The sequence below is a fragment of the Micromonospora sp. BS32 genome (assembly GCF_059089345.1).
On record NZ_JBSSHR010000003.1, the window covers coordinates 389,324 to 409,183 of the forward strand.

The 19,860-nt window shown below is 72.3% G+C and carries 17 protein-coding genes; 7 read left to right on the forward strand and 10 right to left on the reverse strand.

What is annotated here, in order from left to right:
- Positions 1 to 3: 3 nt before the first annotated feature.
- The 10 genes from AC5RWQ_RS07260 to AC5RWQ_RS07305 are packed head-to-tail and all read right to left on the reverse strand — an operon-like array spanning position 4 to position 10,565.
- Positions 4 to 786, reverse strand: coding sequence for an Rv1363c family protein (locus AC5RWQ_RS07260; RefSeq protein ID WP_494281958.1), 783 nt, complete (start codon positions 784 to 786; stop codon positions 4 to 6).
- On the reverse strand, positions 783 to 2,039 hold the full coding sequence (locus AC5RWQ_RS07265; RefSeq protein ID WP_494281959.1) for an MCE family protein: 1,257 nt from the start codon (positions 2,037 to 2,039) through the stop codon (positions 783 to 785). The genes AC5RWQ_RS07260 and AC5RWQ_RS07265 overlap by 4 nt, the downstream gene beginning before the upstream one ends.
- Complete coding sequence (locus tag AC5RWQ_RS07270) at positions 2,036 to 3,451, reverse strand: MCE family protein (protein WP_494281960.1); 1,416 nt, start codon at positions 3,449 to 3,451, stop codon at positions 2,036 to 2,038. Before AC5RWQ_RS07270 ends, AC5RWQ_RS07265 begins: the two co-directional genes overlap by 4 nt.
- Positions 3,448 to 4,695 carry an MCE family protein gene (locus AC5RWQ_RS07275; protein WP_494281961.1) on the reverse strand — a complete coding sequence of 416 codons (1,248 nt, stop codon included), beginning with the start codon at positions 4,693 to 4,695 and terminating at the stop codon, positions 3,448 to 3,450. Before AC5RWQ_RS07275 ends, AC5RWQ_RS07270 begins: the two co-directional genes overlap by 4 nt.
- Positions 4,695 to 5,678, reverse strand: a complete 984-nt coding sequence (locus tag AC5RWQ_RS07280; protein WP_494281962.1) for an MCE family protein — start codon at positions 5,676 to 5,678, stop codon at positions 4,695 to 4,697. The genes AC5RWQ_RS07275 and AC5RWQ_RS07280 overlap by 1 nt, the downstream gene beginning before the upstream one ends.
- On the reverse strand, positions 5,675 to 6,709 hold the full coding sequence (locus tag AC5RWQ_RS07285; protein WP_494281963.1) for an MCE family protein: 1,035 nt from the start codon (positions 6,707 to 6,709) through the stop codon (positions 5,675 to 5,677). The genes AC5RWQ_RS07280 and AC5RWQ_RS07285 overlap by 4 nt, the downstream gene beginning before the upstream one ends.
- Positions 6,706 to 7,992: an MCE family protein gene (locus AC5RWQ_RS07290; RefSeq protein WP_494281964.1), complete on the reverse strand. Its 1,287-nt coding sequence runs from the start codon at positions 7,990 to 7,992 to the stop codon at positions 6,706 to 6,708. The genes AC5RWQ_RS07285 and AC5RWQ_RS07290 overlap by 4 nt, the downstream gene beginning before the upstream one ends.
- Positions 7,993 to 7,994: 2 nt before the next feature.
- Positions 7,995 to 8,798 carry an MlaE family ABC transporter permease gene (locus AC5RWQ_RS07295; RefSeq protein ID WP_334483684.1) on the reverse strand — a complete coding sequence of 268 codons (804 nt, stop codon included), beginning with the start codon at positions 8,796 to 8,798 and terminating at the stop codon, positions 7,995 to 7,997.
- Position 8,799: 1 nt separating this feature from the next.
- A complete protein-coding gene (locus AC5RWQ_RS07300) occupies positions 8,800 to 9,570 on the reverse strand; it encodes an MlaE family ABC transporter permease (RefSeq protein WP_250796888.1) in 771 nt (256 codons plus the stop codon).
- The gene (locus tag AC5RWQ_RS07305; RefSeq protein WP_494281965.1) at positions 9,567 to 10,565 is read right to left on the reverse strand and encodes an ABC transporter ATP-binding protein; all 999 of its coding nucleotides are present in this window, start codon (positions 10,563 to 10,565) and stop codon (positions 9,567 to 9,569) included. The genes AC5RWQ_RS07300 and AC5RWQ_RS07305 overlap by 4 nt, the downstream gene beginning before the upstream one ends.
- Positions 10,566 to 10,730: 165 nt before the next feature.
- Between AC5RWQ_RS07305 and shbA the strand changes: the two genes are divergently transcribed.
- From shbA to AC5RWQ_RS07340, 7 genes are all read left to right on the forward strand, one after another.
- The gene (shbA, locus tag AC5RWQ_RS07310) at positions 10,731 to 11,306 is read left to right on the forward strand and encodes an RNA polymerase sigma factor ShbA (protein WP_494281966.1); all 576 of its coding nucleotides are present in this window, start codon (positions 10,731 to 10,733) and stop codon (positions 11,304 to 11,306) included.
- On the forward strand, positions 11,303 to 12,169 hold the full coding sequence (locus AC5RWQ_RS07315) for a hypothetical protein (RefSeq protein ID WP_494281967.1): 867 nt from the start codon (positions 11,303 to 11,305) through the stop codon (positions 12,167 to 12,169). The genes shbA and AC5RWQ_RS07315 overlap by 4 nt, the downstream gene beginning before the upstream one ends.
- A gap of 478 nt (positions 12,170 to 12,647) precedes the next feature.
- Positions 12,648 to 13,679 carry an ABC transporter ATP-binding protein gene (locus AC5RWQ_RS07320; RefSeq protein WP_494281968.1) on the forward strand — a complete coding sequence of 344 codons (1,032 nt, stop codon included), beginning with the start codon at positions 12,648 to 12,650 and terminating at the stop codon, positions 13,677 to 13,679.
- A 30-nt stretch (positions 13,680 to 13,709) separates the two neighbouring features.
- Complete coding sequence (locus tag AC5RWQ_RS07325; RefSeq protein ID WP_494281969.1) at positions 13,710 to 14,909, forward strand: ABC transporter substrate-binding protein; 1,200 nt, start codon at positions 13,710 to 13,712, stop codon at positions 14,907 to 14,909.
- A gap of 5 nt (positions 14,910 to 14,914) precedes the next feature.
- A complete protein-coding gene (locus AC5RWQ_RS07330; RefSeq protein ID WP_494281970.1) occupies positions 14,915 to 15,832 on the forward strand; it encodes an ABC transporter permease in 918 nt (305 codons plus the stop codon).
- On the forward strand, positions 15,829 to 16,641 hold the full coding sequence (locus AC5RWQ_RS07335; RefSeq protein WP_494281971.1) for an ABC transporter permease: 813 nt from the start codon (positions 15,829 to 15,831) through the stop codon (positions 16,639 to 16,641). Before AC5RWQ_RS07330 ends, AC5RWQ_RS07335 begins: the two co-directional genes overlap by 4 nt.
- 316 nt (positions 16,642 to 16,957) lie before the next feature.
- Entirely contained in the window at positions 16,958 to 19,771 is a 2,814-nt protein-coding gene (locus AC5RWQ_RS07340) for an AfsR/SARP family transcriptional regulator (protein WP_494281972.1), read from the forward strand.
- The last annotated feature ends 89 nt before the right edge of the window (positions 19,772 to 19,860 follow it).

The following is a 19,860-nucleotide window of genomic DNA, read 5'->3' on the forward strand; positions in this document are numbered from 1 at the left end:
CTCTCATCCGACGAACTGCAGGCGGGACACCAGCCACCGGCCGGAGTCCTGGTCGTGGACCAGATCCGCCTGGATCCGGTAGTGCGACGGCCGTCCCTGCGGTGCCTTGACGTTCTTGACGGTGGCGTCGACGGCCACCAGCACGACCGCCCGACGGCGGTCCCCGGAGACCAGCCCGGCCCGCAGCACCGTCCCGCGCGAGTCGACCTTGTTCTCCACCACCGCGGCCCGGACCTGGGACTGACCTCGCGTGAACTCCTCCTTGAAGTCGCCGGTGGCGCCGTCGATGATCCGCTGCATGTCCCGGTCGACGCTGGCCGCGCTGACCGAGACGAAGTTGACGCTGGCCTGCTTGGCGGCGGCGAGGGCGGCCTGGCGGCCCTGGTCGGCGGCGCGGTCCGCGTACCACCGGTGACCGGTCACGCCCGCCGCCGCGAGGGTCGCGACGAGCACGGCCACCAGGAGGACGGCCAACGGCCGCCGGCGCGGCCCTGCCGTAACCGGGACGCCGGCGCGCCGGTCGTCTGCGTCCTCCTCCGGCGGGCCGTCCACGCTCGCCGGGTCATCTCCGGCCGTCGGGGCGTCGAGCTCCGCCGGATCCTCGACCGGCTCCCGGTCGAGCCGCTCCAGCAGCTCCTCGATCGGCTCCGCGGGCTCCGGAAGCTGGCGGGGGACGATGCGCCGCTGCGCCACCCGTCCGGGCACCCCCGCCTTCGCCCCCTTGATCACTTTCAGCGTGTGGTCCCTGCGAGCCTGCACCGCCACCTCCTCCTTCGCGCCGGTCACGGGGTCACCCCGGCGAGCAGCAACTGCTTCCATGACTGGTCCCCGGCCGTGCGGGCCTGGCCGCCGGTCCCGCCGAACTGCAGCGGTCGACCGTCAGCGCCGAGCACCAGGCCGGTCGCCGGGTCGTACCCGGTGGTCCCGGCCGCGCCGGGCGGTGTGGCACCGGACCCGGCCGGGCCGGGGGCGGGTTCGCGGCCGCCCGGCCGGGGCGCGTTGGCCGCGCCGCGCACGCTCGAGCCGGCCGTCCGCTCCCCCGCGGCGCACGTCGTCCCGCCGCCCCGGTACACGCAGGACGGCGGGTCGTTCGCGTTGAGCACGAGACCGAGGTGGGCGGTGCCGTCACCCGGGGTGACCGTGAAACCGCCGGCGACGGCTATCGGGTACACCACCAGGAGCTGCTCGATGCCGGGCAGCCGCCGGGCGGCGATGCCGTTGACGGTCACCAGGTTGCCGAGCAGGGTGCCGATCGCCGGATCCAGCCCGCGCAACAGCGCGACCAGTTCGCGCCCGGCCGGCGGTCCGACGGCGAGCAGCCGGCGCAGGTCGGGATCGGCGGCGCGGACGGTGACCGCGAGCTTGGCCAGCCCCGCCGCCCAGCGGCGCAGCGCCTCGGCCGACTCCGCCTGGGTGGTGAGCACGGTACGTCCGTCGTTGATCAGCGCGAGCGTCTCCGGCAGCCGGGTGGACGCCTCGGCCAGCAGCGCGTCGCCGGCGTCGAGGATCCGGGCCAGCACCGCCTCGTTGCCCTCGAACGCCGTGCCGAGTTCGGTGATCAGGACGCTCAGGTCGTCCGGATCGACGGAGCGGACCAGGGCGTCGAGGTTGGCCAGCAGCAGCTCCGGGGCGAGCGGGACGCCGGACCGGTCGGCCGGGATCACCGCGCCGTCGCCGAGGTACGGCCCGCTGTCGCGCTCGGGGCGCAGGTCCACGTACTGCTCGCCGACGGCGGAGCGCTGGGCCACCACAGCGCGCAGGTCGTCGGGCACCCGGACCTCGCGTCGCAGCCGCAGGTCGGCGCGGACCCCGTCGCCGCGCAGCCCCACGGCGGTGACCCGGCCGACCGGAACCCCGCGGTAGGTGACCGGGGCGTTGGGGAAGATCCCGCCCGCGCGGGAGAGTTCCAGGTGGACCAGGTAGCTTCCGCCGAACAGCCGGTCACCCAGCCCGACGTAGCGGATCCCGACGTAGCCGACGCCCAGGATGCTCACCAGCACGAACGCCAGGACCTGCAGTTTCGCGGTACGTCCGATCATGGAATCAGTCCCTCTCCGAGGACGTCCGGCAGTCCACCGATCTGTCCGGTCACCGCGCCGGTCACCGGCAGCACGCACTGCGCCGACAGGACGGTGCCGGCGGGCAGTTCGGTCCCGGCGGGGAAGGCGGTGCCCGGCGGCACCAGTCCCTTCGGCAGGATCAGACCGCCGACGGGCACCGCCGAACCGGGCTTGAGCAGGACACAGCCCTTCGGCAGCAGGCACTCCGTCGGCGGTGTCCAGATCGCCGGGAAGTGGTCCGGGTCGGGCAGACACCCCACGATCGGCAGGTCGGACACCGCCGGGGACCCCGCGCCGGGTCGCGGTGCGGTAGGTGCCGGGCCACCGGCCCTGGGCGGTGCGGCCGGGGTGGGCGCCTTCGCCGGCGCGGCCCGTCGTGCCGGTGCGGGGGCCGCGGCGACCAGGTTCGCCAGGATCGAGGCCGAGTCGAGATCGGCGGTGACGGACAGATTGACGAAATCGCCGACGATCGCGCCGGTGACGTTCGGCGGGAACGGGAACGACAGCATGAAGTCCAGCGACTTCGGCAGGTCGTCGCCGGCGCGTACCAACTGCTCCAGGATCGGTTGCAGCGCCCGGAGGTCGGCCAGGGTGTCATCCCGGCTGCGGTTGACGACCCGGGTGCCGACCTGGCCGAGCCGGCCCAGGGCGGTCAGCGCCTCGGTCAGTTGGGCGCGCTGCCGGGCCAGCACGGTCAGGCCGGGGGCGAGGGAATCCACCGCCTCGCCGAGCGTCTGCTTCTGCCGGTCGAGCCGACCACTCAGCCGGTCGAGGGCGTCGAGGGCGCGGACCATGTCGGCCTTCTGCTTGTCCAGCCCACCGATGAACTCATCGAGCTGTCCCAGCGCATCGCGGACGGCCGGTTCCCGGCCGTCGAGGGCGGCGCCGAGTTCCTGGTTGATTGTCCGCAGCTGGGCCAGGCCGCCTCCGTTGAGCAGCAACCCGAGGGCGGCGAGGACCTCTTCCACCTCGGCGCTGCGGGCGGTACGGGACAGTGGGATGACGTCGCCATCGGCGAGTCGGGTGCTCGTCGGGGCGGTGGGTGGCGCCGCGAGGGTCACGTACTTCTCGCCGAGCAGGCTGCTCTGCCGCACGGCGGCGGTAACGTTGGCGGGCAGACGTACGTCGGCGCCGACGCGCAGGGTGACCCGGGCGGTCCAGCCGGCGAGGGAGATCTTCTCGACGCTGCCGACGGTCACGTCGTCGACCTTGACCGCGGCCCGCGGCACCAGGTCCAACACGTCGCTGAACTCGGCGGTGACGGCGTATCCGTCGCCCTTGGGGGCGCCGCCGGGCAGCGGCAGGCCGGCCAGGTCGGGCAGACCGCACCCGGCCGGGAGCAGGGCCACCAGGACCGCGCCGGCCAGGGCGCGCAGTGTCCGGGCGGTCATGAGACGCCCCGCAGGATGCCCCCGAGGGTGGGGTCGCTGGTGATGCCGGAGCCGCCCGGCGCCTGGTCGGGGATCGACGCACCGGGGGAGCTGACAGGAGGTCCCGGTGAGGACCCGCCGGTCGCCGGGGCGCCGGGCGGCAGCTTGAGCAGCTTGCGCAGCTGGTCGGTCATGGGCAGCCCGCGCGAGTGCAGGGTCTGCGCGAGTGCCAGGCACTTCGCGGGCACCTGCGCCGCGGGAAGCTGGTCCACCATCAACGAGCAGGCGAAGCCCGCGGGGTCGTACGGACCGAGTGCGTTGTCCCGGGTGTCCAGAGTGCCGGAACGGGGGTTGTAGGCGAGGTTCAGGTTGTTCAGCGTGAGCGGGGCGACGTCGAGGATGTCGATGACCGCCTGCTGTTGGCGGACCAGCACGCCGGTGATGTCGGTCAGGGCCGCGACGTTGGAGGTCAACGCCGCGCGGTTCTGTTTGACGAAGGTGGTGACCTCGGCCAGCGCGGCGGCGAGGTTGTGCAGCGCCGCGGCCAGTTCGTCACGCTCTCCGGCGAGCTGTTCGGCGACGTCGGCGAGCTGCTGGTTGAAGGTGCGTACCTGCTGGTCGCTGCGGGCCAGCGCGGTGGTGAAGCGTTGCAGGTTGGCGACGGAGCCGAAAAGGTCCTGCCGGCCGTCGGAGAGGGTGGTCAGGGCCCGGGACAGCCCGGCGAGGGTGTCGTGCAGGTTCTGGCCGTTGCCCTCGAGGTTGGCCCGGCCGGTAGCGACCAGGTTGGACAGCGCTCCGTCGCGGTTGGCGCCCTGCGGGCCGAGCGTGCGGTTGAACTCGTCGAGGGCCTGGTAGATGTCGTCGATCTCCATCGGTGCGGCGGTGCGGGCCAGCGGTATCTCCGTGCGGTCGGCGAGTGCGGCACCGCCGGCGTAGGCGGGGGTGAGCTGCACGTACCGGTCGCTGACCACGCTGGGCGGGACGATGAGCGCCTGCGCGTCGACGGGTATGGAGACCGCTGCGTCGTAGCGCATCGTGACCTTGACCGATCGGCCCTGCGGAGTCACCGCGACCACCTCGCCCACGCGTACGCCCAGCACCCGCACATCCGACCCCGGGTACACGCCGACGGCTCTGGTGAACCAGGCCACCACCTGTCGTGGGGGTGTGCCGTGGCGCAGGACGACCACGCCCGCGGCGACCGCGACCAGCAGGGCGGTGGCGACGGCGAGGGCTCGTCGCCGGCGCCGGATGGGACCGGGCATCAGCGGCCTCCGGTGGTGGGTTGGTACGGCTGGAGCAGCCCGGACACGTACGAGTCGAACCAGCGGCCGTTGCCCACCACGTTGGCGAACGCGGTGACGAACGGGCCCATCCGCTGGATGGTCTTCTCCAGGTCGTCCCGGTTGCGTTGCAGGATGGCGACCACCTCACGCAGCTCGCGCAGCGCGGGTCCGAGCTGGGCACGGTTGTCGGTGATCAGTCCGGAGAGCTGGGTGGCGAGCTGGTCGGTGCCGACGAGGAGCCTGTGGATGGCGTCGCGACGGCGGCTCACCTCGGTCAGCAGCGCCTCGCCGTCGCTGATCAGCTTGCGGAACTCCTCGTCGCGGGTGGCGAGCACCGACGTGACGTCACGGGCCCGGGCGAGCAGGGCCCGCAGTTCGGCGTCGCGGCTGGCGACGGTACGGGAGAGCCGGGAGAGCCCGACCAGGGAGGCGTTGACGCTGGCGGGGGTGTCGGCGAAGGTCTGCGACAGGGTGGTGAAGGCGGCGGCGAGCTGGTCGGTGTCGACCTTGTCGAGGGTGTCGGCGAGCCCGGTGACGGCCTGCACCACGTCGAACGGCGCCGCGGTGCGGGCGAGCGGGATCTCCCCGCCCTCGCGCAGCCGCCCCGGCCCGGCCGGCGACAGGGCGAGGTACTTCTGGCCCAGCACCGTCTTGATCCGGATCGTGGCGCCGGTCCGGGTGCCGAGGCGGACGCTGTCGTCGTCCACCCGGAACCGGACCTGTACGTGCGGTGCGCCGTCGCGGTCCAGTTCCACGGCGGTCACCTCGCCCACCCGCACTCCGGCGACGCGCACCTCGTTGCCGCTGGCGAGGCCGCTGGCGTCGTGGAAGGCCGCCTGGTACGAACGTCCGGTCAGCGCGGCGAGCCGGTCGAGCTGAAACGCGCCCAGCAGCGCCGCCACGATCAGCACCAGCCCGGTCGTGCCGACGACGACGGGATTGCGTTCGCGGAACGGTGTCATTGGCTGCCTCCGGTGGCACAGCGGGCGGCCGAGGCGCTGAAGGCGGGCAGGTCGAGCGGTGCCCGGCCGGCCACCGCCACGTTGCCGTCGAAGTCGCAGAGGTAGAAGTTGAACCACGATCCGGAGGAGGCGACGCGGGTCAGTGCGTCGTACCGCTGCGGCATCCGCCCGAGCGTGCTGTCGATGACGGCCGCGTTGCGGTTGAGGTTGCCGGCGAGGTCGTCCAGGGCGCGCACGTCGGCCGCGAGCGGTGGGCGGGCGTCGCGCAGCAGCGCGGACGTGGCGGTGGTGAGGTCGGCGATGCTGACCAGCGACTCGCCGATGGCGGTACGGTCGGCCGAGAGACCGGAGACGAACTGCTGCAACTGGCTGATGCTCTGGTCCAGGTTGCGGTCCCGTTCGGCCAGCGTGCCCAGGACGCCGTTGAGGTTGGTGATGACCCGTCCGATCACGGCGTCCCGGTCGGCGAGGGTGTTGGTCAGGGAGGCTGTCCGTTGCAGCAGGCTGGTCACCGTGCCGCCCTCGCCCTGCAACACCTGGGTGATCTCGTAGGCGAGCTTGTTCACGTCGTCCGGGTTCAGCGCGGTGAACAGCGGCCGGAAGCCGTTGAACAGCACGGTGAGGTCCAGTGCCGGCATGGTCTGGTCGAGCGGGATGAGGCCGTCCGGCCGCAGTGGCCGCCCCTCCCCCGGGCCCTCGGTCAGTGCCACGTACCGCTGGCCCACCAGGTTGCGGTAGCGAATCTTGGCGCGGACGCTGGTGGCCACCGGCACGTCGGGGGTGACGGTGAAGGCGACTTCCGCGACGGTGTCGTCGACCACGGTGATCCGGCTGACCCGGCCGACCTTGACACCGGCGACACGGATGTCGTCTCCCGGGAGCAGTCCGGTCACGTCGGTGAACCGGGCGCGGTAGGTGACGCCGCCCGGCGGGAAGGCACCGAGGGTCTGGGCGAGCAGTGCGGTCAGCAGCAGTGTCACCGCGGCGAAGACCGCCAGCTTCAGCACGGGTGCCCACGTCTTGGCGCTCATCGGGCGTTCACCACCCCGCCGCGGAGCAGGGGCCCCCAGAGCAGGACCGCGATGTCGGGGACCTCCGCCGGTGGGATGCCGGTGACGGCCCCGACGAGGGGCTTGACCAGGGCGCGCTCCTCACCCGTGCCGGCCTGGCCCATCGCCGGGGAGCCGCCGGTGGGCGAGGCCGCCGGCGTGCCGACGACGAGGGGGGTACGGGGGCGGGCGCCGCGGTAGTCGTACCCGTCGTTGACGGGCACCTCAGGTGCCGGCTGTGCGGGGCGCGGCAGGCCACGGCACTGCGGCCCGTTGTGCGCGCCGTAGACCGGCTCGTCGCGGCCCTTCTCGTACCTGCCGCCGTCGCGGGTGACCTCCAGGGTGATGTGCATCCGGCCGCCGGCGAAGACCTCCTCGACCCGGGGTTGCAGGGCGACCAGCCCGCCCATCAGGCAGGGGTACTCGGGGGCGTACGTGGCCAGCAGTTGCAGCACTGGTCGGCTCACCTCGCCGAGCGCGATGAGCTGGTCGCCGTGTCGGTCGAGGAAGCCCCTGGTGACATCGGCGGTGTCGGTGGTGTCGGCCAGGAACGCCGCCAGCTGCTGACCCTGGTCGGTGACGGTGCGGGCGGTGACGGTCACGTCGCGCAGCAGGGCGAGCAGGTCGGGCAGCGCGACGTCGTAGCCGTCGAGCACGACGGCCAGCTTCCGGACATCCTCGGCGATGGTGGGCATCGCCGGGTTGAGCTGTTTGAGGTACTCGTCGAGCCGGACCACGTTCGCGCCGAGCCGGTCGCCGCGGCCCTCCAACGCGGTCGAGATGGCGCCCAGGGTCGCGGCGAGCTGGTCGGGCCGGACCGCCTGCAGCAGTGGCAGCGCCTGGTCGAGGACCCGTTCCAGCTCCACCGCGGTGCGGCTGCGGTCCTGGTTGATCACCGCGCCGTTGCGGATCGGCGGGGCGGCGTCGCGGCCGGGCGGGGGAACGAGTTCGACGTACCGTTCGCCGAAGAGGGTCTTGGGCAGCAGTCGCGCGCCGACGTCGGCGGGGATCCGGGGCGTGGTGTGCGGGTCGAGGGCCAGCCGGATGATGGCGCCGGCGCCCTCGGTGCCGACCGAGCGCACCTCGCCGACGACGACTCCGCGTACCTTGACGTCGGCGCCCTGGCTGAGCTGCAGGCCGGTCCGGTCGGCGCGCAGGGTGACCCAGGCGACCGGGGTGAACGCCTTGCGGTACTGCAGGACGGACGCGGTCAGCGCCGCCGTCAGCACGACGATGAACACGATGCCGAGGATGCGATGCCTCATGGTCACCCCGCGATCCGGACGGTGGTGGTCGCGCCCCAGATGGCGAGCGACAGGAAGAAGTCGACGATGTTGACCGCGACGATGGCGAGCCGGACGGCCCGGCCGACCGCGACGCCGACGGCGGCGGGGCCGCCCTTGGCGGTGTAGCCGTAGTAGCAGTGCACCAGCACCACGATCACGCTGAAGACCAGCACCTTGAAGAAGGACCAGAGCACGTCGCCGGGGGGCAGGAAGAGGTGGAAGTAGTAGTCGTAGGTGCCGGCGGACTGTCCGAAGTAGGAGACGGCGATGGTACGGGTGGCGAGGTAGCTGGTGAGCAGCCCGACCACGTACAGCGGGACCACCGCGACGAGGCCGGCGATCATGCGGGTGGTCACCAGGAACGGCAGGGACGGCACGCCCATCACCTCCAGGGCGTCCACCTCCTCGGAGATCCGCATCGCGCCGAGCTGGGCGGTGAAGCCGCAACCGACGGTGGCCGACAGGGCCAGCGCCGCCACCAGCGGGGAGATCTCCCGGGTGTTGAAGTACGCCGAGACGAAACCGGTGAACGCGCTGCTACCGATCTGGTTGAGCGCCTGGTAGCCCTGAAGCCCGACCTCGGTGCCGGTGAAGAAGGTCAGGAAGCAGATGACGCCGACGGTGCCGCCGAGCACGGCGAGCGCGCCGGAACCGAAGCTCACCTCGGCCAGCAGCCGTAGCACCTCGCGCTTGTACCGACGCACGGTGCGCGGCGCCCAGGCGAACGCGCGCAGGTAGAAGGCGAGCTGACCGCCGAGGTCGTCGAGTTGACGTAGCACCGCCATCTCAGCTTCCCTTCTGCGGGACGACCTGGAAGTACACGGCCGTGACGACGAAGTTCAGCGCGAACAGCAGCATGAAGGTGATCACCACGCTCTGGTTGACCGCGTCGCCGACCCCTTTCGGGCCACCCTTGGCGGTCATTCCCTTGTAGGAGGCCACCAGTGCGGCGGCGGCGCCGAAGAGCAGCGCCTTGACCTCGCCCACCAGCAGGTCGGGCAGTTGCCCCAGGGCCTGGAAGCTGGCCAGGTACGCCCCGGGCGTGCCGCCCTGAAGGACCACGTTGAACAGATAGCCACCGCTGACGCCGACGACGCTGACCAGGCCGTTGAGCAGGACGGCGACCAGCATCGAGGCGAGCACGCGCGGCACCACGAGGCGGTGGATCGGATCGATGCCCAGCACCTGCATCGCGTCCAGCTCCTCACGGATTTTGCGGGAGCCCAGATCGGCGCAGATCGCCGAGCCGCCCGCGCCGGCGATGATCAGCGCGGTGACGATCGGGCCCGCCTCGCGGACCACCGCGAGCACGGACGCGGCCCCGGTGAAGGACTGGGCGCCGAGCTGGCGGACCAGCGAGCCGAGTTGCAACGCGATGACCGCGCCGAAGGGGATGGAGACCAGTGCGGCCGGCAGGATCGACACCGAGCTGATGAACCAGGCTTGCTGGACGAACTCGCGTACCTGCACCGGCCGGCGGCCGAGGCCGCGCAGCGTGTCCAGGCAGAACGCGAAGAACTCGCCGGTGGCGCGGACGGCGTTGACCGGGGCGCTCACCAGAGCACCTCGGGCTGGTGCTGGCCGCCGGCCGGCCGCGGGCCCAGCCCGCTGGTCGACAGCCCCTCGAAGGAGCCGGGCGGCGGGGTGACGTCGTTGTCCCGGCACCACTGCCCCGGTGGCCGCTCGGCCTGGCGTGGCAGCCCGTCTGAGGGCGGTAGTTGCAGCGGGATGGGCGGCAGCGGGGGCAGTTCCACGCCGGCGTCCGCCTCGGCTCGCAGTTCCTCGGCGTCCTTTTCCTCGGCCATGCCGATCGGGCCGATCCGCTGGGCGTTGAGGAACTGCCGCACCACCGGCTCGGTGCTGGACAGCAGCATCTCCCGCGGCCCGAACATGGCCAGGTGCCCGTGGTAGATCAGCCCGATGTTGTCCGGCACCGTGCGGGCCGTGTTGATGTCGTGCGTGACGATCAGGAACGTCGCCCCGGTCCGCTGGTTCAGGTCGATGATGAGCTGGTTCAGGTACGCCGTACGCACCGGGTCCAGTCCTGAGTCGGGCTCGTCGAACAGGACGATGCGCGGGTCGAGCACGAGCGCGCGAGCCAGCCCAGCGCGCTTGCGCATGCCACCGGATATCTCGCCGGGCAGCTTCTTCTCCGCGCCGACGAGACCGACCATGTCGAGCTTCTCGGTGACCACGTCACGGATCTGCGACTCCGACTTGCGGGTGTGCTCGCGCAGCGGGAAGGCCACGTTGTCGTAGATGTTCATCGAGCCGAACAGGGCGCCGTCCTGGAACAGCACGCCGAACAGCTTGCGCACCTCGTACAGCGCGCGCTCGGAGAGCCGGGGCAGGTCCTTGCCCTCGATCCAGATGGAGCCGGCGTCGGGCCGCAGCAGCCCCACGAGCGTCTTCAGGAACACCGACTTGCCGGTGCCGGACGGGCCGAGCAGGACGGAGATCTCGCCGGCCGGCAGGGTCAGGCTGATGTCCGACCAGACCGGTTGGCCACCGAAGGACTTGGTCAGCCCCTGCACGGCGACTTCGACGCCCATCGACCCCTCCCCTCACCTGGTTGCTACCTGAGACATCGCGGGAGGCGAACCGAGCGCAACAAATTCTTTTCGTGGCACCACGACCACGAGACGTGAACTAGCCAAGTGGAGTGCATCTCGATAGCGTGCGTTCACCAGCCGGTAACGAAGGTGTCTCGCATTCCCATGACCACGACGATCGAGCCGGAGCTCGTCCGCCGGGCCGCCGACGGCGACCGGGCGGCCGTGGCCGCCCTGCTCACGGACGTACGGCCGCGGCTGGTCCGTTACTGCCGCGCCCGGCTGGGCCGCATCGGCGGGGCGTACACCACGGCCGACGATGTGGCCCAGGAGGTCTGCCTGGCGGTGCTCAAGGCACTCCCCCGCTACCGGGAGCAGGGCCGACCGTTCTCGGCGTTCGTCTTCGCCGTCGCCGCGCACAAGGTCGCCGACGCGCAGCGTGCGGCGGTGCGCGACTCGGCGGTCACCGTGACCGACACCCCGCTGGAGCGCCCGGACGCCGCGCCGGGGCCGGAACAGCAGGCCCTTGCCACGGATCTGGCCCGCCAGTTGTCGGTGCTGCTGCAACGCCTGCCCGACGCCCAACGGGAGATCATCACGCTGCGGGTGGCGGTCGGTCTCACCGCTGAGGAGGTCGGCACGATCCTCGGCATGTCGGCCGCGGCCGTACGCGTGGCCCAGTCCCGTGCGCTCGCCCGGCTCCGTACGCTGTCCCGCGGACTGGACGAGGTGGTGGCATGAGCGAGCTCAGGCGGGACGACGAGGAGCTGGACCTCGCCATCGTGGCCCGCGACGACACCACTCTCGATGCCCTGGGGCGGGACGAGGCGGTGGCCGACGGTGACCTCCTCACGGAGATGCTGACCGCCTGGCGCGCCGAGGTCGCCGTCGGCGCGGCGGACGACGAGACCACCACGGTCCTCGGCGCCGCCCCGAGCGGCGGCCACCAGGCCGGCCGGGACAGCGTCGACCTGCCCGCGGGTGCCCTGCTCCCCGTCACCGGGCGGTCGCGACCGCTGCAGCGGCGGATCTGGCGGCTGGCCGCAGCCGTGATCGCCGCCCTCGTGTTGGCCACGGGGCTCGGCGTCGGCAGCCGCAGCGCCGGGCCGACCAGCCCCCTGTGGTCGCTGACCAAGGTTCTCTACCCGGAGCGGGCGGACGTGAGCAGCGTCGAGTACACCATCGCCCGGGCCCGCGACGCCGCCGCTGACGGACGGTTCGACGAGGCTCGGCAGTTGATCGAGCAGGCTCAGCGGGAGCTGGCTCGGGTCACCGACCCCGCCGACGCCGCCCAGCTGCGCGCCGAGATCGACGCCGTTCTGCGGGACCTGTCCGTGCCGGCCTGCCCCACCTGGCCCCGGTGTGGGACCACGCCGGTGATACCGGCGCCCCACCCCGCCCCGACGGGCGGCAGCCCCGCCGCAGGCACCACGGGCCCCGCCGCGCCCACCACCGCCCCGGCCCTGCCGTCGGCGCCCCCGCCCAGCAACCGCCCCATACCGCTGCCGCCGCTGCCCGGCGTTCCCCCGCCGCCGCTGACGAGTCCCTCGCTGCTGCCGTCGCTGCCCGGTCTGCCGCTGCCCTCCGGAGGCCTGCTCGGCTGACTGCGAGCCCAGTGACCTCTCCGGCGGTCGCCGCCGCGAACACGTGCGGGCACGCCGACCTCGCTTCCGGGCCGACCCGGCATTGTAGGAGCAGGCCACCCGAGGATTTCCCCTGTGCGCCCGTCGGCGCAGCGTTCAGCGAGGGCGAAGCGGCACATCGGGACCATCGGTCCCGCGAGTCCTGTCGTTGTGCCTCATGCGGGTCGTCACGTCGGGTCCTGGAGACCTACCTCGAAGGGCTCCGTTCCCGGGTCTCAGCAGCGCAGCACGACCGCTGAGAAGGCCGATCGGCGCCCTGACCAGGGAGGCGGCAGGGAGTCGCCTGCCGACGAGGCCGAACCGGCCCGACGGAAAACCAACGATCCGGCCACAGCTCTTGACTGCGGTATCCGTTGCGGTTCTATTCTCTCGCCAAAGAATCCGTAGCCGTCGGCCGCGTGGGTCCGCTGGATCCGTAGAAGAGTGGGAGCCTGTCGCCGTGTCGGAACCCGCGATCCGCCTGACCGGTCTGCGCAAGTCGTTCGACGCCGTGGAGGCCGTCGCCGGCGTCGACCTGGAGATCGCCGACGGCGAGTTCTTCTCCATGCTGGGGCCGTCGGGCTCGGGCAAGACGACGGTGCTGCGGATGATCGCGGGATTCGAGCTGCCGACCGGCGGCACGGTCACCCTGGCCGGCCGCGACGTCACCCGGCTCGCCCCGTTCGACCGGGACGTCAACACCGTCTTCCAGGACTACGCCCTCTTCCCGCACATGACCGTCCAGCAGAACGTCGAGTACGGCCTGCGGGTGCGCAAGGTCCCCCGCGCCGAACGCCGCGAGCGCGCGGCGGCGGCGCTGCGGACGGTCCGCCTCCAGGGGTACGAGGAGCGCCGGCCCAGTGCGCTGTCCGGCGGGCAGCGCCAGCGCGTCGCGCTGGCCCGCGCCCTGGTCAACCGCCCGGCCGTGCTGCTGCTCGACGAGCCGTTCGGCGCGCTGGACCTGAAGCTGCGCGAGGAGATGCAGGTCGAGTTGAAGGCGATCCAGCGCGAGGTCGGCATCACCTTCGTCTTCGTGACCCACGACCAGCAGGAGGCGCTGACGATGAGCGACCGGGTGGCGGTGTTCCACCAGGGCCGCATCGAGCAGGTCGACACGCCGGCCGAGGTGTACGAGCACCCCCGGACCCCGTTCGTCGCCGGCTTCGTGGGCACCTCGAACCTGTTCGAGGGCGAGGCGGCCCGGGCGGTGCTCGGCCGCGACGGCGTGTTCTCCGTACGCCCGGAGAAAATCCGACTCGGCGGCGCGCCCGCGTCCGCCGAGGAGATCAGCGCGGCGGGCCAGGTCGTCGAGGTGATCTACGCCGGATCGGCCACCCGCTTCGTGGTCGACCTCGACGCCGGGGCCCGGGTGGTGGCGATGCAGCAGAACCAACAGACCTCCCCCACCGACGTGGCGGCCCTGCGCGGCAAGCCGATCCGGCTGGCCTGGCGGGCGGAACACGTCGTCGCGGTTCCCGTCACCCCCCGTTGAAGCACCCACCCGAGTCGAAGGAGAGCGCAGATGCGCACCACCCGAGTGTTCACCGCGGTCGCCGCGGCCGGCCTGCTCGCGCTGGCCGGATGCGGCGACGGCGGCAGCGCCACCGGCGGCTCCGGCCCCGGCGGCATCAAGCCACCCAAGATCGCCAAGCTGGCGTCGCTCGGCGCCGGTGAGGGCCAGGTCAACGTCGTCGCCTGGGCCGGGTACGTCGAGAACGGTTCCACCGACCCGAAGGTCGACTGGGTCACCGGCTTCGAGAAGGAGACCGGCTGCAAGGTCAACGTGAAGGTCGCCGGCACCTCCGACGAGATGGTGACGCTGATGAAGACCGGCGACTACGACGTGGTCTCGGCCTCCGGCGACGCCTCCCTGCGGCTGATCTACGGCGGTGAGGTCGCCCCGGTCAACACCGACCTGGTGCCCAACTACAAGGACGTCTTCGACGGCCTCAAGCTCAAGCAGTGGAACTCCGTCGACGGGGTGGCGTACGGCATCCCACACGGTCGCGGGGCCAACGTGCTCATGTACCGCACCGACAAGGTCAACCCGGCGCCGACCTCCTGGAGCGCGGTGTTCGACGCGAACTCCCCGTACAAGGGCACGGTGACGGCGTACGACTCGCCGATCTACATCGCCGACGCGGCGCTCTACCTCATGAAGCACCAGCCGGAACTGGGTATCAAGAACCCGTACGCGCTGGACGACAAGCAGTTCGCCGCCGCTGTGGACCTGCTGAAGAAGCAGAACGTGCTGATCGGTGAGTACTGGTCGGACTACACCAAGGAGGTCCAGGCCTTCAAGTCCGGCAACTCCGTCGTCGGCACCGCCTGGCAGGTCATCGTCAACCTCGCCAAGGCCGACGGCGCTTCCGTCGAGGCCGTCCTGCCGGAGGAGGGCGCGACCGGCTGGTCCGACACCTGGATGGTCTCCGCCAAGGCCAAGCACCCGAACTGCGGTTACCTCTGGATGAACCACATCATCGATCCCACGGCGAACGCCGCGGTGGCGGAGTGGTTCGGCGAGGCCCCGGCGAACAAGCTCGCCTGCGACAAGACGGCGGACAAGAACCACTGCGCCACGTTCCACGCCGCCGACGAGGCGTACTTCGACAAGGTCTGGTTCTGGAGCACTCCGGTGGCGCAGTGCCTCGACGGCCGCACGGACGTCACGTGCAAGGACTACGCGGCCTGGACCCAGGCCTGGACCACGATCAAGGGCTGAGACACATGACCGCCCTCTCCACCGTGGACCGGCCCACGGGCGATGACACCATCTCCCGTGGGCCGGTCCGCCGGCTCTCGTCCTGGCTGCATCGCCACAGCGGCATCCGCCTCGCGGGGCTGCTCTCGGCGCCGCTGCTCTGGCTGCTCGTGGCGTACCTCGGTTCGCTGGCCGTGCTCTTCGTCTCGGCGTTCTGGACGGTCAACAGCTTCACCGGCGACCTCGTTCGCCAGCCCACGCTCGCGAACTTCCGCACCATCCTCACCGAAGAGGTCTATCGCACCGTCGCCCTGCGCAGCCTCGGCATCGCCGCCGCAGTCACCGTCATCGACGTGCTCATCGCGCTGCCGATGGCGTTCTTCATGGCAAAGGTCGCCTCACCACGCAGCCGCCGGTTCCTGGTCATCGCGATCCTCACCCCACTGTGGGCGAGCTACCTGGTCAAGGCGTACGCCTGGCGGGTGATGCTCGCCAACGGCGGCCCGGTGGACTGGCTCTTCGGCGGCCCCGGCAACGGGCCCGGCTACGGCCTGCCCGCGATCGTCCTGGTGCTGAGCTACCTGTGGCTGCCGTACATGATCCTGCCCATCTACGCGGGGCTGGAACGGCTGCCCGACTCGCTGCTGGAGGCGTCGGCGGACCTCGGCGGCCGGGCCGGGCGCACCTTCCGATCGGTGGTGCTGCCGATGATCGTGCCGTCGGTCATCGCCGGCACGATCTTCACGTTCTCCCTGTCGCTGGGTGACTACATCACCGTGCAGATCGTGGGCGGCAAGACTCAGCTCATCGGCAACCTCGTGTACGCCAACATCGGCGCGGCGAACAATCTGCCGTTCTCGGCGGCGCTCGCCACGATCCCCGTATTCATCATGGTCGTCTATCTGGTCGCGGTGCGCCGCTCCGGCGCGTTGGAGGAGTTGTGACGCTGTCGCGCGGAGGGCGCTGGCTGCTGCGCGCGGCCATGGCGCTGGGCCTGGCCTTCGTCTACGTGCCGCTGGCCATCGTGCTGGTCAACTCGTTCAACTCCGACCGCACCTTCGCCTGGCCGCCGCCGCGCTGGACCACCGACTGGTGGGTGCGGGCGTGGGAGAACGAGGGCGCGCGCGAGGCGCTGTGGACCTCGGTGAAAGCCGGGCTGGGCGCCACCGCCGTCGCGCTGCTGCTCGGCAGCCTGGTCGCCCTCGCGGTGCAGCGCTACCGGTTCTTCGGGCGCGACGCCGTGTCGCTGCTCGTGGTGCTGCCGATCGCGCTGCCCGGCATCGTCACCGGGATCGCGTTGGACACCGCCTTCCGCTCGCTGATCGAGCCGCTGGGGGTGGGCAAGGGGTTGCTCTCGGTGATCGTCGGGCACGCGACGTTCTGCGTGGTGGTGGTCTACAACAACGTGCTGGCCCGGCTGCGCCGGCTCAGCGGCAACCTGGAGGAGGCGAGCGCGGACCTCGGCGCGGACACCTTCCAGACGTTCCGCTACGTCACGTTCCCGCTGCTGCGCTCGGCGCTGTTCGCCGGCGGGCTGCTGGCCTTCGCGCTCTCCTTCGACGAGATCATCGTGACGACCTTCACGGCCGGGCCGGGCGTGCAGACCCTGCCCATCTGGATCTTCAACAACCTGTTCCGGCCGAACCAGGCGCCGGTCATCAACGTCGTCGCGGCCGTACTGATCGTGCTCTCCATCGTGCCGATCTACCTCGCCCAGCGTGTCTCGGACACCGCTGCCGGCGGTCGCCTCTGACCCGCCCGCCCCAATCCGTGCGCTTCGGCTTGACCAGCACCAGGTCAGCGGCATTGCCCCGCATGGCGGTACCAGTGTCGTAGGCGGGCGACGCAGCGCTCAGTCTTACCGCCTGCCTCCCCCTGGCCTCGGTCCGGCGGCGACACGGGAGTGATCAGGGAAGCCGAAGCGGTACTGGCCACAGCGATCACCCATCCAACCGACCGCCCCCCGTCATCCGCCTTGCTTCCCCCGTCGCCCTCCCGGAGACCCGGTCTCGCCCTTGGGCTGCGGCCGCGAGCTCCGGGTGGCGGGTCGGCCGGTTACCGTTGCCGGTGTGCGGGCGGAGGCGGGCGAGACGATCGGTTTCTCGGTGCTCGGCCCGATCAGGGTCGTCCGCGCCGGCGCCGAGCTGCATCTGGGCGCCCGCCAGCAGCGCCTGGTGCTCGCGTTGCTGCTGGCCCGGGCCGGTTCACCGGTCTCCCTGGCCGAGCTGGTCGACCTGCTCTGGGACGAGGACGCCCCGGCCAGCGCCGCGAACGTCGTGCACCGGCACGTCGGGGTGCTCCGGCGCCTGCTCGAGCCCGGCCTGCCCACCCGGTCGGCGGGCCGGCACATCCTGCGGGAGCTCTCGGGCTATCGGCTGCGCGCCGACGAGGAGTCTCTTGACCTGCTGAAGTTCCGGTCGCTGAGCCGGCTGGCGGGCCGCCGCCTGCGGGACGGCGACCCGGAGTCGGCACTGCGGCATTTCCTCGACGGGATGCGGCTGTGGCGCGGCCGGTGCGCTGCGGGCCTGGAACCGGCTTCCCGCCGGCATCCCGCGTTCCTCGCCGTGGAGGCCGAACGCGCCCAGGCCGTGCGCGAGGCCGCCGACGCCGCCGAGCGCTGCGGCCGGCTGAGCGCGGTGCTGGCGCCGTTGCGGCAGGCCGCCGAGCAACACCCGCTCGACGAGTCGCTGCAGAGCCGGTTGCTGCTCGCCCTCGCCGCCGACGGCCGCCAGGCCGAAGCCGTCGAGATGTACCGGGTGGTGCGCCGCCGGCTCGCCGAGGACCTGGGCATCGATCCGGGCGAGGAGCTGCGGGAGGCATACGACCGGCTGCTGCACCAGCGCACCCGGCCGGCGCGTACCGGGTCGCCGTCGCCCCTCCCCCGGCCCGCGCAGCTGCCGCCGGACCTGCCCTTCTTCAGCGGCCGGGACGACCTCATCGCCGAGGCCCGCGCGGCGGTCGCGCGCCCGGGCGGGCCGGCGGTGCTCGCGATCGACGGCATGCCCGGGATCGGCAAGACCACCCTCGCCGTTCACCTCGCCCACGAGTTCGCCGCCGGCTACCCGGACGGGCAGCTCTATGTCGACCTGCGCGGATACGACGGACGGGAGCCGGCGATGAGTCCGGCCGAGGCCCTGCGCGGCTTCCTCGCCTCGCTCGGGGTTCCGCAGGAGGGCATTCCCGCCGAGCTGCACGCCCAGGCGGGCATGTACCGCAGCAGCCTTGCCGGCCGGCGCCTGCTGATCGTGCTCGACAACTGCCGGGACGCCGAGCAGATCCGACACCTGCTGCCGGGCAGCCCCGACTGTCTGGTGATCGTCACCAGCCGCAGCCGGCTCAGCAGCCTGCTGACCACGGCCGGCGCCCACCCGTTGCCGGTCGGCCTGCCAAGCCTCGACGAGGCCCGCGCGGCGCTCCTCGGGCCACTCGGCGCCGGACGGGTCGCGGCGGACCCGGCCGCGATCGACGCCATCATCGCCAGCTGCGGACGGCTGCCGCTCGCGCTGGCCGTGGTGGCCGCCCGCGCGGCGAGCCTGCCGCGGACGCCATCGGCGCAGATCGCCGCCGAGCTGGCCCAGGCGCCCGGGAGCCTGGACGGCTTCCACGGCGACGACCCGCAGACCGGTTTGCGTGCCGTCTTCTCCTGGTCCTACCAGGCACTCTCCGCCCCGGCCGCCCGGCTGTTCCGGCTGCTGCCGATCCATCCCGGCCCCGACATCTCGATCGCCGGCGCGGCGGGCCTGGCCGGCGTCCCGCTGCGGAGCGGGCGGGCGCTGATCGGCGAGCTGAGCCGCGCGCACCTGATCAGCGAGGACCTGCCGGGCCGCTACCGCACCCACGACCTGCTGCTGGCCTATGCCACGGAGCTCGGCGAGGAGAACGACAGCCCGGCCGAGCGCGCCGCGGCGGAGCTCCGTTGCCTGCAGTTCTACCGGGCCACCTGCTATCAGGCGCACCGGCGGCTGCTGGCCTCCGAGTACCGCCCGATGATCGAGCCGGGGCCGGGCGAGACCCCGCTGCGCTTCGCCGGCAACGGCGACGCCATGCGCTGGTTCACCGCCGAGCGGCAGGTCCTGATCGCGCTGGTCGGCCGGGCCGCGCGGCGGGGCCGGCACACCGACGCCTGGCAGCTCGCCCTGGGCATGCAGCACTTCTTCGACCGCAGCGGCCGGTGGGGCGACTGGACGACGACCGGCGAGGTGGCCCTCGAGGCCGCCCGGGCGGGCGGCGACCTGGTCGGGCAGGCCCGGATGCACCGCAGCCTGGCCGGGGCGGCCTACTTCCGGCGCGAGCACGAGACCGCGGTCGGGCACCTCGACCAGGCGCTCGAGCTGCTCGCCCGGCTCGGCCTGCACGGCGAGATGATCCGGGCCGAGATCAACCGGGCGATGGTCCTGGGTGCCCAGGGGCGACACGAGGAGGTCGTCCAGACGCTTTCCGCGGCGCTGGGGCCATGGACGGCCGGAGACGACAGACTGCTCGCGGACGCCCTGGTGATCATCGCCGCGAGCAACGCCGACCTGGGCCGGGAGGAAGAGGCCGTGCGCTGCGCCGAGCAGGCGATGGCGCTGTCGCGCGGAGCGCAGTACAGGCTCGGCATCGCCGAGGCGTGGGAGGTGCTCGGCCAGGTGCATTCCGCCCGCCGCGAGCTTGGCAAGGCGGTCGACTGCTGGCGCGAGGCGGCCGTCGCCTACCAGGAGGCCTCGGCGTCGGCGCCGGCCGCGGAGGTGCTGGCGCTGCTCGGCGACGCCCTCGCCGCCGTCGGCGACCAGGACGCCGCGGTGCGGGCGTGGCAGGAGGCGCTGGCCCTGATCCCGTACGCGCAGACCCGGACCGGCCGGCGGCTGGCCGACCTGCTCGCGGCGGCCACGTCGCGTCCGTGACCGATCGCGATCGGCGACGGCACTCGATCCGCACTTTCGCGTCAGTCCATTCGCATCGGCCGTCCCTAGGCTCGTGCCGCATTCACCGT

Excerpts from the sequence above, each read along its gene's own strand:
- AC5RWQ_RS07265 (WP_494281959.1), bottom strand. The coding sequence starts at position 2,039 with ATGATCGGACGTACCGCGAAACTGCAGGTCCTGGCGTTCGTGCTGGTG.
- AC5RWQ_RS07295 (WP_334483684.1), bottom strand. The coding sequence starts at position 8,798 with ATGGCGGTGCTACGTCAACTCGACGACCTCGGCGGTCAGCTCGCCTTC.
- AC5RWQ_RS07330 (WP_494281970.1), top strand. The coding sequence starts at position 14,915 with ATGACCGCCCTCTCCACCGTGGACCGGCCCACGGGCGATGACACCATC.
- AC5RWQ_RS07275 (WP_494281961.1), bottom strand. The coding sequence starts at position 4,695 with ATGCCCGGTCCCATCCGGCGCCGGCGACGAGCCCTCGCCGTCGCCACC.
- AC5RWQ_RS07305 (WP_494281965.1), bottom strand. The coding sequence starts at position 10,565 with ATGGGCGTCGAAGTCGCCGTGCAGGGGCTGACCAAGTCCTTCGGTGGC.
- AC5RWQ_RS07290 (WP_494281964.1), bottom strand. The coding sequence starts at position 7,992 with ATGAGGCATCGCATCCTCGGCATCGTGTTCATCGTCGTGCTGACGGCG.
- shbA (WP_494281966.1), top strand. The coding sequence starts at position 10,731 with ATGACCACGACGATCGAGCCGGAGCTCGTCCGCCGGGCCGCCGACGGC.
- AC5RWQ_RS07325 (WP_494281969.1), top strand. The coding sequence starts at position 13,710 with ATGCGCACCACCCGAGTGTTCACCGCGGTCGCCGCGGCCGGCCTGCTC.
- AC5RWQ_RS07270 (WP_494281960.1), bottom strand. The coding sequence starts at position 3,451 with ATGACCGCCCGGACACTGCGCGCCCTGGCCGGCGCGGTCCTGGTGGCC.
- AC5RWQ_RS07285 (WP_494281963.1), bottom strand. The coding sequence starts at position 6,709 with ATGAGCGCCAAGACGTGGGCACCCGTGCTGAAGCTGGCGGTCTTCGCC.
- AC5RWQ_RS07315 (WP_494281967.1), top strand. The coding sequence starts at position 11,303 with ATGAGCGAGCTCAGGCGGGACGACGAGGAGCTGGACCTCGCCATCGTG.
- AC5RWQ_RS07280 (WP_494281962.1), bottom strand. The coding sequence starts at position 5,678 with ATGACACCGTTCCGCGAACGCAATCCCGTCGTCGTCGGCACGACCGGG.